At 63.6% G+C, this 13,867-nt stretch carries 12 protein-coding genes; 10 read left to right on the top strand and 2 right to left on the bottom strand.

What is annotated here, in order from left to right; genetic code table 11:
• The 9 genes from nuoF to nuoN are packed head-to-tail and all read left to right on the top strand — an operon-like array spanning position 1 to position 11,669.
• On the top strand, positions 1-1,302 hold the full coding sequence (gene nuoF / locus CH286_RS23410) for an NADH-quinone oxidoreductase subunit NuoF (protein ID WP_032377105.1): 1,302 nt from the start codon (positions 1-3) through the stop codon (positions 1,300-1,302).
• Positions 1,299-3,782, top strand: a complete 2,484-nt coding sequence (locus CH286_RS23405; RefSeq protein ID WP_094610518.1) for an NADH-quinone oxidoreductase subunit G — start codon at positions 1,299-1,301, stop codon at positions 3,780-3,782. Before nuoF ends, CH286_RS23405 begins: the two co-directional genes overlap by 4 nt.
• A gap of 26 nt (positions 3,783-3,808) precedes the next feature.
• Positions 3,809-5,089, top strand: coding sequence for an NADH-quinone oxidoreductase subunit NuoH (nuoH, locus tag CH286_RS23400; protein WP_094610631.1), 1,281 nt, complete (start codon positions 3,809-3,811; stop codon positions 5,087-5,089).
• Entirely contained in the window at positions 5,082-5,627 is a 546-nt protein-coding gene (gene nuoI, locus CH286_RS23395) for an NADH-quinone oxidoreductase subunit NuoI (protein ID WP_037151486.1), read from the top strand. Before nuoH ends, nuoI begins: the two co-directional genes overlap by 8 nt.
• A complete protein-coding gene (locus CH286_RS23390) occupies positions 5,624-6,391 on the top strand; it encodes an NADH-quinone oxidoreductase subunit J (protein ID WP_037151487.1) in 768 nt (255 codons plus the stop codon). Before nuoI ends, CH286_RS23390 begins: the two co-directional genes overlap by 4 nt.
• A complete protein-coding gene (gene nuoK, locus CH286_RS23385) occupies positions 6,388-6,687 on the top strand; it encodes an NADH-quinone oxidoreductase subunit NuoK (protein WP_008717020.1) in 300 nt (99 codons plus the stop codon). The genes CH286_RS23390 and nuoK overlap by 4 nt, the downstream gene beginning before the upstream one ends.
• A gap of 16 nt (positions 6,688-6,703) precedes the next feature.
• Positions 6,704-8,575 (top strand): NADH-quinone oxidoreductase subunit L, encoded by a 1,872-nt coding sequence (gene nuoL, locus CH286_RS23380; protein WP_094610517.1) that lies wholly within the window; start codon positions 6,704-6,706, stop codon positions 8,573-8,575.
• On the top strand, positions 8,572-10,110 hold the full coding sequence (locus tag CH286_RS23375; protein ID WP_037151490.1) for an NADH-quinone oxidoreductase subunit M: 1,539 nt from the start codon (positions 8,572-8,574) through the stop codon (positions 10,108-10,110). The genes nuoL and CH286_RS23375 overlap by 4 nt, the downstream gene beginning before the upstream one ends.
• Positions 10,107-11,669 (top strand): NADH-quinone oxidoreductase subunit NuoN, encoded by a 1,563-nt coding sequence (nuoN, locus tag CH286_RS23370; RefSeq protein WP_094610516.1) that lies wholly within the window; start codon positions 10,107-10,109, stop codon positions 11,667-11,669. The genes CH286_RS23375 and nuoN overlap by 4 nt, the downstream gene beginning before the upstream one ends.
• An 11-nt stretch (positions 11,670-11,680) precedes the next feature.
• Here nuoN and CH286_RS23365 read toward each other — a convergent pair whose 3' ends face one another.
• Positions 11,681-12,193 carry a DUF4188 domain-containing protein gene (locus CH286_RS23365; RefSeq protein WP_255182752.1) on the bottom strand — a complete coding sequence of 171 codons (513 nt, stop codon included), beginning with the start codon at positions 12,191-12,193 and terminating at the stop codon, positions 11,681-11,683.
• Positions 12,194-12,237: 44 nt separating this feature from the next.
• On the opposite strand from CH286_RS23365, the gene CH286_RS23360 reads away from it, so the two are divergent.
• The gene (locus tag CH286_RS23360) at positions 12,238-12,831 is read left to right on the top strand and encodes a TetR/AcrR family transcriptional regulator (RefSeq protein ID WP_037151495.1); all 594 of its coding nucleotides are present in this window, start codon (positions 12,238-12,240) and stop codon (positions 12,829-12,831) included.
• On the opposite strand, the gene CH286_RS23355 is transcribed toward CH286_RS23360, so the two are convergent.
• On the bottom strand, positions 12,825-13,748 hold the full coding sequence (locus CH286_RS23355) for a YdcF family protein (RefSeq protein WP_094610514.1): 924 nt from the start codon (positions 13,746-13,748) through the stop codon (positions 12,825-12,827). The two genes, CH286_RS23360 and CH286_RS23355, sit on opposite strands and share 7 nt — an antisense overlap.
• Positions 13,749-13,867 lie beyond the last annotated feature (119 nt).

Here is a 13,867-nt window from a genome sequence, read left to right as displayed (position 1 = left end):
ATGGCCCTGACGCCGGTCTTGAGCGAGTTCTGGGACGAGAAGGACTCGTGGACTCTCGACACCTACCGAAGTCACGACGGATACGCGGGGCTCGAGAAGGCCCTCGCGATGGACCCCGACGACCTCATCGCCTTCGTCAAGGAATCCGGCCTACGTGGCAGGGGTGGTGCGGGCTTTCCTACCGGAACGAAGTGGAGCTTCATACCCCAGAACGACGGCAAAGAGCACTATCTGGTGGTCAATGCCGACGAGTCCGAGCCGGGTACCTGCAAGGACATGCCGCTGCTGATGGCGAGTCCGCATACGCTGATCGAGGGAATCGTGATCGCCGCGTACGCAATTCGTGCATCCCACGCCTTCGTATACGTCCGAGGTGAAGTGGTGCCGGTGCTGCGCAGGCTGCAGGCCGCAGTCGCCGAGGCCTACGCAGCGGGCTATCTGGGAAAGGGTGTTCTCGGATCGAGTTTCGACCTCGAGTTGGTGATCCACGCCGGAGCCGGTGCGTACATCTGCGGCGAGGAGACAGCCCTGCTGGATTCGTTGGAGGGTCGGCGGGGGCAACCTCGGCTGCGGCCACCGTTCCCCGCAGTGGCGGGCCTGTACGCGCGTCCGACCGTGGTGAACAACGTCGAATCGATCGCCAGCGTTCCAGTGATCCTGCGCAAGGGAATCGAGTGGTTCCGGTCGATGGGCAGCGAGAAGTCGCCCGGATTCACGCTGTATTCCATCTCTGGCCACGTCTGCCGTCCGGGCCAGTACGAGGCACCGCTGGGAATCACGCTGCGGGAGTTGCTCGGCTACGCGGGCGGGATCAGACCGGGACACGAACTGAAGTTCTGGACGCCGGGAGGATCCTCGACACCGATGTTCACCGGCGACCATCTCGATGTCCCACTCGACTACGAGGGCGTCGGTGCCGCCGGATCGATGTTGGGTACCAAGGCACTGCAGATCTTCGACGACACGACATGTGTGGTGCGAGCGGTGTTGCGGTGGACCGAGTTCTACGCACACGAATCCTGCGGCAAATGCACACCGTGCCGGGAGGGGACCTACTGGCTGGTGCAGATCCTCAGGCGCCTCGACGGTGGTACCGGTACCGAGGGTGACCTGGCCACTCTGCTCGACATCGCGGACGGCATCGCCGGAAAGTCCTTCTGCGCGTTGGGAGACGGTGCCGCCAGCCCCATCGTGTCCTCACTGAAGTACTTCCGCGACGAATACATCCGTCACGTCACCGAGCAGGGATGCCCATTCGACCCGCACCGATCGACCCTGATGGCAGAGGAGCTGACGTCATGACTGCACCGACACCCGGTCGTTCCGCTGGCTCCACTCCTGCTAGCCCCGATCAGTCGGTCACCGGGGTAGAGATGGTGACGTTGACCATCGACGACCACGAGGTCAGTGTTCCCAAGGGCACATTGGTGATTCGCGCTGCCGAGTTGATGGGAGTGCAGATTCCGCGTTTCTGCGATCATCCGCTGCTCGATCCGGTGGGGGCCTGCCGGCAATGTCTGGTCGATGTCGAGGGGCAACGCAAGCCGTTGGCGTCCTGTACGACGACGGTGGCCGACGGCATGGTCGTGCGTACTCAGGTGACATCGGAGGTCGCGGACAAGGCACAGCGCGGGGTCATGGAGTTGTTGCTCATCAACCACCCCCTCGATTGCCCGGTGTGCGACAAGGGCGGTGAATGTCCACTGCAGAACCAGGCAATGGCTGCGGGCCGCACCGAGTCCAGGTTCACCGAGACCAAACGTACCTATCCCAAGCCGATTCCGCTGTCGGCCGAGGTTCTGCTCGATCGGGAACGTTGTGTGCTGTGCGCTCGGTGCACTCGCTTCGCGGCTCAGGTTGCCGGAGATCCGTCCATCGAGTTGCTCGAACGAGGTGCGGTGCAGCAGGTGGGCATCTTCGGTAACGAACCGTTCGACTCCTACTTCTCGGGAAATACCGTCCAGATCTGCCCGGTGGGGGCACTGACGAACACCGAGTATCGGTTCCGAGCCCGACCCTACGACCTGACCTCGTCGCCGAGCGTGTGCGAGCACTGTGCAGGAGGTTGCGCTCAACGTACCGACCACCGACGCGGCAAGGTTCTTCGACGTCTGGCGGGAGACGATCCCCAGGTCAACGAGGAATGGAACTGTGACAAGGGCCGCTGGGCGTTCCATTACGCCACCGAGCCGGACCGCATCACCGCCCCGATGATCCGAGACGAGTCGGGCGCTTTGATCGAGACGTCGTGGTCGGCTGCACTGGCGGCCGCAGCAGCCGGATTGGCCGCGTCCATCGGTCGTGCCGCGGTACTCGTGGGCGGAAGATCGACCCTCGAAGACTCCTACGCGTACGCCAAGTTCGCTCGAACGGTTCTGCACACCAACGATATCGACTTTCGCAACCGTAGTCACAGCGCAGAGGAAGCCGACTTCCTGGCCGGTCGAATCGCAGGGACCGGGTTGGGAGTCACCTATACCGACCTCGAAAATGCGCCCGTGGTGGTGTTGGTCGGCTTCGAGCCCGAAGAAGAATCGCCTCTGGTGTTCCTGAGACTGCGCAAGGCGCACCGTACTCGGGGTCTGGTGGTGGCTTCGATCGCGCCCTGGGCCAGTCGAGGTCTACGCAAACTCGATGGTGTTCTGCTGCAATCGGTTCCAGGCGACGAGCCACACTGGCTCGACGCATTGCACGTCGGCGATCGAGGCACCGAATCCATTGCCCAACTCCTCCGCGAGCCCGGATCGATCGTTCTCGTCGGAGAGCGGCTCGGCGCAGTCTCCGGCGGACTGTCCGCAGCGTCGAAGTTGGCCGACGACACCGGAGCGCAGTTGGCGTGGATTCCGCGACGTGCCGGAGAACGCGGCGCGCTCGACGCCGGCACACTGCCGAATGTGCTGCCGGGCGGGCGGCCTGTGGCCGATGCGTCGGCGCGCGCCGAGGTGGCAGCCCTGTGGGGAGTGGCAGAACTACCCGCTGACTCCGGTCGCGATACCGCCGCGATACTGGCGGACGCCGGTCCCGATCGCGTTCTGATCACTGCTGGAATCGACCCGCACGATCTACCCGATCCGCGCGCCGCGCTCGACGCAGTGGATCGATCGGCGTTCGTGGTCAGTCTCGAACTTCGACACAGCGCGGTCACCGAACGCGCCGACGTGGTGTTCCCGGTGGCACCGGTAGTCGACAAACAGGGAACCTTCGTGGACTGGGAGGGAAGACCGCGCGCATTCGACACTGCACTCGGGGCAGGCGCGGTACTGCCCGATCAGCGCGTTCTCGATGCCATCGCCGAACAGATGGGGGTCGAGCTGTTGCTGCCCGACGCGGCTGCAGCTCGCGGTGAGCTGGCCCGTCTGGGTGGCTGGAACGGATCGCGGATCGCCGTGGCCCGAGTGCGTCCGCGCGCCGAAACGCCGTCGCTCGCGCCCGGGGAGGCGATTCTGGCGACGTGGCGGATGCTCATCGATTCGGGGCGGATGCAGGACGGCGAGGTCGATCTCGCGAAGACCGGTCGCCCACCTACGGTCCGACTGTCCGCTGCGACTGCGTCGACGATCGAGGCGATCGACGGTGATCGGGTGAGTGTCGAGACGGACGGTGGCTCGATCACGTTGCCGCTGAAAGTAACCGATCTACCCGACAACGTGGTGTGGGTACCGATGAACTCGCCCGGTTCCTCGGTGTACCGCTCACTCGGCGCGGAGTCGGGTGCGGTGGTCAGGCTGCGCAGGGCGGAGCCTACACAGATGGTGGAGCCACGCGAAAGTGAGGCATTGTGATCGTCTCCGCGCCGACCGATCTGTCGATGTTCGGCACCGACCCGTGGTGGTTGGTGATCGGCAAGGCCTTGGCGGTCTTCGTATTCTTGGTTCTCACACCGCTCGTTGCGATCTATGCCGAACGCAAAATCATGGCGTGGATGCAGATGCGCGTCGGGCCCAATCGGGTCGGTCCGTGGGGACTGTTGCAGTCGCTGATGGACGGGATCAAGCTTGCTCTGAAAGAGGGAATCACTCCGACCGGCGTCGACAAGCCCATTTACATTCTGGCTCCCATCATTTCGGTGGTCCCTGCCTTCATGGCGTTTGCGGTGATTCCGTTCGGGCCCGAGGTGTCGGTGTTCGGTACCACGACTCCGCTGCAGATGACCGACCTGCCGGTGGGGGTTCTGTACATCCTCGCGGTCACCTCGGTGGGTGTGTACGGAATCGTCCTGGCCGGCTGGGCGTCGAATTCGACATATCCGTTGCTGGGTGCACTGCGTTCGACGGCGCAGGTCATTTCCTACGAGGTTGCGATGGGCCTGTCGTTCGCTGCGGTATTCCTGTACGCGGGGACCATGTCGACGTCCGGAATCGTTGCTGCGCAACAGAACACCTGGTACGTGCTCTTGCTCTTGCCGTCGTTCCTGGTGTACGTGACGGCGATGGTCGGTGAAACCAACCGCGCTCCTTTCGACTTGCCCGAGGCCGAAGGGGAACTGGTGGGCGGGTTCCACACCGAATACTCCTCCTTGCGATTCGCGATGTTCATGCTTGCCGAGTACATCAACATGGTCACGGTGTCGGCGCTCGCGACCACGTTGTTCCTGGGCGGCTGGCGGGCTCCGATTCCGTTGAGTCTGTGGAGCGGTGCCAATTCGGGATGGTGGCCGGTGCTGTGGTTCGTCGTCAAGGTGTGGGTGTTCCTGTTCGTCTTCATCTGGTTGCGGTCGACGTTGCCGAGGCTGCGGTACGACCAATTCATGAACTTCGGCTGGAAGATCCTCATTCCCGTCGCCCTGATCTGGGTGATGGTGATCGCGACGGTGCGCGTACTCGGTGCCGGTAGGTACGACGTGCCTCTGGTCACGTTCGTCGTGTCGATGATCTTCGCGGTCGCCGTTCTGGGTTCTCTGCTGCTCATGCTGCGAAGGCGCGCAGGTGTCCGGAACCTTCCGCCTCCGCCGCCCACCGAAGAATTCGATGCCGCGGCAGGCGGATTCCCGATTCCTCCCATCCCCAAGCAGGGCGCGACGATTGCGAGCCGGCACGCCGGAGCGCGGTCACACCCGGCCCGGTCACAGAAGGAGAACGCCGATGCCTGAATTCCTCGGTCCCATCGCCGGATTCGGTGTCACCTTCGCCACGATGTTCAAGAAACCCGAGACCGAGCTGTATCCGGAGGAGAAGAAACCGACCGAGGTTCGGTACCACGGTCGGCATCAGCTCAACCGCTACGCCGACGGCCTCGAGAAGTGCATCGGCTGCGAGCTCTGCGCGTGGGCCTGTCCGGCCGACGCGATCTACGTCGAAGGAGCCGACAACACCGAGACCGAGCGATTCTCGCCGGGCGAGCGGTACGGCGGGGTCTACCAGATCAACTATCTTCGATGCATCGGCTGCGGATTGTGTGTGGAGGCCTGTCCCACAAGGGCTCTGACGATGACCAACGAATACGAGCTCGCCGGTGACAACCGAGCCGACCTGATCTACGAGAAGGATTCACTGCTGGCACCGCTGGAGCCGGACATGGTGGCACCACCGCACGCGATGGCACCGGGGCGTTCGGCCGAGGACTACTACCGCGGCACCGTCACCGGTGTCGAGAGCGAGGCCGACACCGATCGCGGTCCGGTTCGATGACTGCCACAGTGCAGCTCGCCCTCCAGGCAACGTCCACCGGTGAGGCCGTGCAGTTCTGGACCCTCGGTGTCGTTGCGGTCCTCGGCGCTCTGGGTGTGGTGATGAGCACGAAAGCTGTCTATTCTGCACTGTTTCTCGCCGCAACCATGGTGGTGCTCGCAACCTTCTACATGGCGCAGGGGGCGCTGTTCCTCGGTGTCGTGCAGATAGTCGTCTACACCGGCGCGGTCATGATGCTGTTTCTGTTCGTCCTGATGCTCGTCGGGGTCGACACCTCGGAGTCGTTGACCGAGACATTGCGAGGGCACCGTATCGCGGCCGTCGTCATCGGAATCGGCTTCGGGCTGTTGATCATCGGGGTGCTGCTGCGCGACTCGGCACGCGCCGGTCGACTCGATTTCGTCGGGCTCGACGCGGCCAACTCCACCGGAAACGTCGAAGGCCTGGCCGAGCTGATCTTCGTCGAGTACGTATGGGCGTTCGAGCTGACCGGAGCGCTGTTGATCACGGCCACCATCGGGGCGATGATCCTGGCGCACCGGGAGGCTCTGGGACCGGTGAAGGGTCAACGCGAGATGTCGCAGGACCGATTCCGCGACGGCTCCCGGGTGACGCCGCTACCGAGCCCCGGTGTGTTCGCCCGTCACAACGGCGTGGATCGCCGCGCTCTGCTGCCGGACGGAAGCGAGTCGGAGTCTTCCGTCAACGCCCTGTTCGCCGATCGACGGAGCCAGTACAAGGTGGACGGGGGTGACGACCGATGAATCCCGAGAACTACCTCTATCTGTCGGTTCTGCTGTTCACGATCGGCGCGGCGGGAGTCATCGTCAGGCGCAACGCCATCATCGTGTTCATGTGCATCGAATTGATGCTCAACGCAGTCAATCTCGCGTTCGTCACGTTCTCGCGCATGCACGGCAATCTCGACGGCCAGTTGTTCGCGTTCTTCACCATGGTGGTCGCTGCTGCCGAGGTGGTGGTGGGCCTGGCGATCATCATGGCCATCTTCCGTTCTCGTCGCTCGATCTCGATGGACGAGAACTCTCTGATGAAGAACTGACGGGGGAGCAGAAACGATGTCGATCCTGTGGCTTCTCCCGGCTCTGCCGGCGTTCGGCGCGGCCGTCCTGCTGCTCGGTGGCCGGCGTTGCAATCCGTGGGGGCACCTGGCTGCGACGGCAGCAGCGGTGTCGTCGTTCGTGGTTGCAGCACTGGTGTTCGCCTCGATGCTCGGGCGTGACGAGTCGAACAGAGCGGTCACGGAGACTCTGTTCCGCTGGGTTCCCGTCGACGAATTGCAGGTCGACTTCGGACTGCGCGCCGATCAGCTGTCGATCTGTTTCGTCCTGTTGATCACCGGAGTCGGGTCGCTCATTCACGTGTACTCGATCGGATACATGAGCCACGACGCAGAGCGTCGGCGCTTCTTCGCGTACCTCAATCTGTTTCTCGCTGCCATGCTGCTGCTGGTGCTGGCCGACAACTTCCTCGGCCTGTATCTGGGGTGGGAGGGTGTCGGCCTGGCGTCGTACCTGCTCATCGGATTCTGGCAACACAAGCCGTCGGCCGCTTCGGCAGCTCGAAAAGCGTTCGTGGTCAACCGCGTCGGCGATATCGGCCTGGCCATCGCCCTGATGATCATGTTCGTGAACTTCGGATCGGTGCAATACGACGTGGTGTTCGCCGGAATCGGGGATGCGAGTGAATCGGTGGCCACCGCGATGGCGCTGATGTTGCTGCTGGCCGCCTGTGGGAAGTCGGCGCAGATGCCGCTGCAGTCGTGGCTCGGCGACGCCATGGAGGGCCCCACTCCGGTCTCCGCACTCATTCACGCGGCGACGATGGTCACCGCCGGGGTGTATCTCATCGTCCGATCCGGACCGGTGTTCGAGGCGTCGCCGGCCGCCCGTGCAGCGACCGTCACGGTTGGTGCGGTGACATTGCTGTTCGGTGCCGTGATCGGTTGTGCGAAAGACGACATCAAGAAGGCGCTCGCGGCCTCGACTATGAGTCAGATCGGGTACATGGTGCTCGCGGCCGGACTCGGCCCGTCCGGCTACGCCTTCGCGATCGTGCTGTTGCTCTCGCACGGGTTCTTCAAGGCAGGCTTGTTCCTGGGTGCCGGCTCGGTGATGCACGCGATGAACGACGAGACCGACATGCGACGGTTCGGCGGGCTCCGCGCCGCGATGCCGATCACGTTCGTCACGTTCGGTCTCGGCTACCTCGCCATCATCGGAGTACCGCCCTTCTCCGGCTTCTTCGCCAAGGATCCGATCATCGAGGTCGCGTTCGCGGCGGGGGGAGCGGCAGGTGTGGTGCTCGGCTTCGTGACGTTGCTCGGTGCAGGTCTGACGGCCTTCTACATGACTCGAGTGATGCTGATGACGTTCTTCGGCCCGAAACGGTGGGCAGCGCAGGCACATCCGCACGAGGCGTCGGCGACGATGACGGCTCCCATGATTCTGTTGGCCGTGGGCTCGGTGGCATCGGGAGCTTTCCTCGCGGTGGGTGGACGCCTCGAGAGCTGGCTGGAACCGGTGGTGGGATCGGCGCACGAGGAGCACGCGATTCCTGCCTGGGTCGTCACTGTCGCAGTTCTGGCAGTGGTACTCGTGGGCGCAGGCGTCGCTTACCGGAAGTACATCGCCCGAGACGTTCCCCCGACCCCACCCGAGGACGTATCGGTGCTGACCAGAGCCGCACGCGCCGATCTGTACGGCGACGCCTTCAACGAGGCAGCATTCATGCGACCCGGTCAGAAGCTCACGAGCACAATGGTATACGCCGATACAGCTGGTATCGACGCGGTCGTGGATGGGGTGGGGAGATCGATCGGCGGAGTGTCGAGTCGATCCAGGGGGCTCCAGACCGGTTTCGTACGGTCCTATGCGTTGGCGATGTTCGCCGGGGCCGTTCTCGTCGTGCTGATGGTGGTGGTCCTGTGACGATCCCCTGGTTGACCGTCCTGTGGGTTCTGCCGGTACTCGGCGCGATCGTCGTCGCCCTGGTGCCGGCGGATCGTCCGACGATCGCGCGTGGTGTCGCCGTGGGTTTCGCCACCGGCACACTCGCGGTGTCGGTGGTACTCGCGGTCGCGTTCGACTCCGGTGGCGATCGATACCAGTTCCTCGAAGACCATTCCTGGATAGCGGCATTCGGTGCGCGCTACACGCTCGGCCTCGACGGAATCGGTCTCGTGCTGGTGTTGCTCACCACCGTCCTGACCCCACTGCTCCTCGTTGCGGGCTGGAACGACGGCAGCCGCGTGGCGAACTACGGTTCGCGCCGGGTCTCGCACACCTACATGGCGTTGATCCTGGTGGTCGAGTCCATGGTGATCGTCTCGTTCCTCGCCTTGGACGTACTGCTGTTCTACATCTTCTTCGAGGCGATGCTGATTCCGATGTACTTCCTCATCGGTGGTTTCGGCGGTGTTCAGCGCACGCGCGCCGCGGTGAAGTTCCTGCTGTACAACCTGTTCGGTGGCCTGGTGATGTTGGCTGCCGTCATCGGGTTGTACGTCGTCACCGCCAGGGCGGGTGGCCCGTTCGACGGCGGTACGTTCGATCTACGGACGATCGCGGATGCGGCGGCATCGGGCGGGCTCGGCGTGGATCCGGTAGTGCTGAACGCGTTGTTCCTCGGTTTCATGCTTGCGTTCGCGATCAAGGCGCCCCTGTGGCCGTTCCACACGTGGTTACCCGACGCCGCAGTGCAGTCCACCCCCGCAACGGCGGTGCTGATGATGTCGGTGGTGGACAAGGTCGGCACCTTCGCGATGTTGCGCTTCTGTCTCGAGCTCTTCCCCGAGTCGTCGCAGACGTTCGCCCCGTGGATCATCACGCTCGCTGTGATCGGCATCGTGTACGGCGCGATACTGGCGATCGGTCAGACCGACATGATGAGACTCATTGCCTACACCTCTATTTCGCACTTCGGTTTCATCATCCTCGGCATCTTCGCGATGACCGGTCAGAGTCAGGCCGGTGCGACGCTGTACATGGTCAACCATGGAATCTCCACCGCCGCATTGTTCTTGATCGCAGGCTTTCTCGTGTCCCGTCGTGGTTCTCGGGCGATCGCCGACTACGGCGGCGTCCAGAAGGTCGCGCCGGTTCTCGCCGGAACGTTTCTGATATCTGGTCTGGCCACGCTCTCCCTACCCGGTCTTGCCCCGTTCATCAGTGAATTCCTGGTGTTGATCGGCACATTCGGTCGATACGGCGTCGCCGCGATCGTGGCCACCGGTGCGCTCGTGCTGTCGGCGATCTACATTCTCTGGCTCTATCAGCGGGTGATGACGGGGCCGGTCCGAGAGGGCAGCGAGAAGATCTCCGATCTCGTTCCCCGTGAGGCGTTGGTGGTGGTCCCGTTGCTCGCGTTGCTGATCGTGTTCGGGGTGTACCCGAAACCGGCACTCGATGTCATCACTCCGGCAGTGCAATCCACGATCGTCGACAGTGCAGGAGGTCAACGATGACCACTCCCGAGGTGCAGTACGGACTGCTGTCGCCCATGTTGATCGTCTTCGGTGTCGCGGTTCTCGGGGTCCTCGTCGAAGCGTTCGTGCCGATGCGGGCACGTCGTGGGGTCCATCTCGGCCTTGCGCTGGCCGGTTTGGTGGCGGCTCTCGCGGCCGTTCTCGGGCTGGCGGGCACCGAGGCATATGCGATGAACGGGGCCGTGGCCATCGACGGCCCGACGCTGTTTCTGCAGGGAACCATTGTGCTGGTGGCAATCCCGGCCGTCGCTTTGCTGGCGGTGCGCACAGTCGCCGTCACCGGGGCCGGAACCGAGCGCCGTATCGATTCGTTCACTCCGCAGGCCTCGACCACTCCGGGCAGCGTCGCGGAGAAGGAGGCCATCGACGCAGGCGTTGCCCAGACGGAGGTCTTTCCACTGGCGATGTTCGCGATCGGCGGCATGCTGTTGTTTCCGGCGTCCACCGATCTGCTGACGATGTTCGTCGCGCTGGAGGTACTGTCTCTGCCGCTGTATCTCCTGTGTGGTCTGGCCCGGCGACGGCGGCTGCTCTCCCAGGAAGCGGCGCTGAAATACTTTCTCCTCGGCGCATTCTCGTCCGCGTTCTTCCTGTTCGGAGTCGCGTTCCTGTACGGCTATGCCGGTACCGTCGGATTGGACGGCATTGCCGACGCCATCGCCGCAGACGGTCAGGGCAGATCGCTCGCGCTGATCGGAACCGCACTGCTGGCTGTGGGTTTGTTGTTCAAAGTCGGTGCGGTGCCCTTTCATTCGTGGATTCCAGATGTCTACCAGGGTGCCCCCACGCCGGTGACCGCACTGATGGCCACGGTGACCAAGGTCGCGGCGTTCGGTGCGATTCTGCGAATCTTCGGAATGGCACTGCCCGGTCTCGAGTCGAGTTGGCGGCCGATGCTGTGGGTGGTCGCCATCGCGACGATGGTGCTCGGTTCGGTTGTCGCGGTAACGCAGACCGACGTCAAACGCATGCTGGCCTACTCGTCCGTGGCGCACACCGGGTTCATCCTCACCGGAGTGACCGCGCTGGGTAATTCAGGTGATGTGGGTGATTCGGGTGTCTCGGCCACGATGTTCTACCTGCTTGCTTACGCCTTCAGCACGTTGGGTGGATTCGCCGTCATCGGTCTGGCCCGAGACGAACGTGGTGAGGTGGGCGACCTGGAGCGGTGGGCCGGTGTCGGTCGACGCTCACCGCTCGTTGCCGCAGTGTTCGGATTGTTCTTGCTCTCGTTCGCCGGTATCCCGCTCACCAGCGGCTTCATCGGCAAGTTCGCGGTGTTCAGCGCGGCCTCGGGTGCCGGGGGAGCAGCATTGGTCGTGGTCGGTGTGGTGTGCAGCGCGATCGCGGCGTTCTTCTACGTGAGAGTGATAGTGCTGATGTTCTTCACCGATCCCACCGACCGGACCGTCACAATGGTGCGGCCTACCGCGTCGGTGTCATGTGCGATCGGGGTCTCGGTGGTCGTCACCGTGGCACTGGGAGTCTTTCCTCAGCCCGTTCTCGATATCGCCACGCGAGCGGGGAACTTCCTCTAGCTCGTACGGGCCTACTTCGCAGACTTCATTCGCTGCTTCCAGGTGTGTGAGCCTGTGCCGATCGGGATTCCACCGATGGCTCCAGCAAGGCCGAACGCCGGCATGTTGACGTAGATCGATTCACTGTTCTGTGCTGTCGCCGTATAGGTTTCGTGCCATACCCCGACATGGCCGGTCGCAGCGACCGATCGGTTGAAGGCGCGCCAGGCGGGCGCATGAGGTGCGTCGGGATCGGAGGCGAATCGCGTCAGGTCTTCCGCGTTGCGCCAATAGCTGACCAGCATGGTGGTGCGGCCCAACCAGGAGTGGTAGCCGAGCAGTCCGGAGGCGGGATCCTGCTCGAGATGGCTGAGCATCCGCGGCATCGCGCGCACCGCGGGAAGCCAGGAGCGAACGGCAAGGGGATTGTTGATGCGCATTCCGATGAGGAAGACCGTGACGGTGTCGCGGTCGGCGTCGACCGTGCGGCGGCCGTCGATGATGGGTTGCATGACGTGTTCCCGTCTGTTCGAGGGATCGTACATTTATGTGACACTGTTATAAAACACTGTTGTGGTAAGTTTCGCAAGTGGCGAGACCCAGAATTCACGATGCGGAACTACGCACCCGGCTACTCGAGGCCGCGGCGGAAAGCGTTGCCCAACACGGCGTCGACTCGCTGTCTCTCCGTAAGCTGGCTGCCGCGCAGGGCACCTCGACCACGGCGATCTATTCGCTGTTCGGTGGTCGTGCCGAATTGCTGGTGGCCCTGTTCGCTGCATCGTTCTCGAGTTTCGGTGACGTGCAGCGCAGCGTGCCCGTCACCGGCGACCCCGAGGTCGATCTACGCGAACTCGGCGTTGCCTACCGGCATTGGGCTCTGCACAACCCGCATCTGTACGCGGTGATGTTCGGCGGCGTACTCGGTTCGGTCGATGTATCCGGAGAGGCGCAACTCGCCGCCGCAGCGATGGACCCGCTTCGGGCCGCGGTAGCGCGCGCCGTCGCGGCCGGCACCATGAGCGGCGCATCGGTCGACTTGATCAGCCATTCGTTCTGGGCGATCGTGCACGGGTTGGTGTCGCTGGAGTTGGCGATGCCAACGAAACCCGACGACGAGGTTCGTCGTGCGATGTTCGACGCCGGTACGGAGTCGGTGCTACGGGGGTGGACGCGTCAGTAGGTGCGCGGTATCCCGAGGATCTTGGTGGCGTCGACGGTCATGCCCAACCGTGCCGTTGGAGCGAGCGCAGGAAGATCCGGGAGATCGTCGGGAGTGGCTGTCGCAGCACCGATCACGTCGGCACCGGCGATCTCGAAATCGGAGATCGCTCGCCGAAGATGGCTGGGAGTTGTTGCGAGCAAGAGATTCTCAGCACCTATCTCTGCAGCCAGCGAGGTGGCGCGCTGCGCGTTCTGTACCGTCGAATTCGCGGTGGCCTCGGTATGAATGCGGTCGTCCGCGATCGCGTTGTCGATCAGCCACTTCTTCATCGCTTCGGCCTCGCTGATGCCGCTCTGCGGATTTCCACCGGTGACGATGACGGGCGACTCGGGGGAACGCTCTGCCACCGCGACGGCGGAGCGCAGCCGCTCGACCAACTCCGGGGCCATACTGCCGTCGCTGTTCAGGCCGAGACCGAGCACCACGATCGCGGTACGCGGTCCGTCGGTCGTCGGCGCGAAGTCGATCGTCCGGGTCGCGGCGTCGTCGATGACGGCGATGGCTCGATCGACAGCGTCTGCGAGCCCAGGGGACAGGGTGCGTAGACGGGCCGAGTGCTGCGCACGCGCGGCGGCATCATCGGTTGCGTTGGCATAGAACGTCTGCAGCGCTGCCACATTGGCATCGTTCGGTGCCGCGGCCGCAACGGCATCCAGCGAAGCGAAACCGGCGTCGTATCGGCCCTTGACCAGAGCATTCTGTGCATCGTTGTACTGCTGCGCATCGGCGGAACGTGGTGCGTCTGCAACCGTTGTGACCTGGGTCGACGGGTCGGGCTGAGCCATCGCCGCGCCCATGCCCGTGCCGAGGGCAAGAGCAGCCGCACAGGTGACAACGGCAACGCGAATCGTCGGTTGTGCTCGGCCGGATCGCACTGTCGGTAGCCCTCCTGAGCGGTGACAAGTTTCCGCCACCCTAGCTCAGTTCGGTACCAGTGTGACTGGTGTGATCCAAGTTTCTGAAGTTACATCGATGTACTTCTGAGCAGGCCGTA

It is taken from the genome of Rhodococcus sp. WWJCD1 (assembly GCF_002258735.1).
Classification (GTDB): Bacteria; Actinomycetota; Actinomycetes; order Mycobacteriales; family Mycobacteriaceae; genus Rhodococcoides.
The sequence above is the reverse complement of the archived record's forward strand: the minus strand, read 5'-3'. Positions and strand labels throughout refer to the sequence as shown.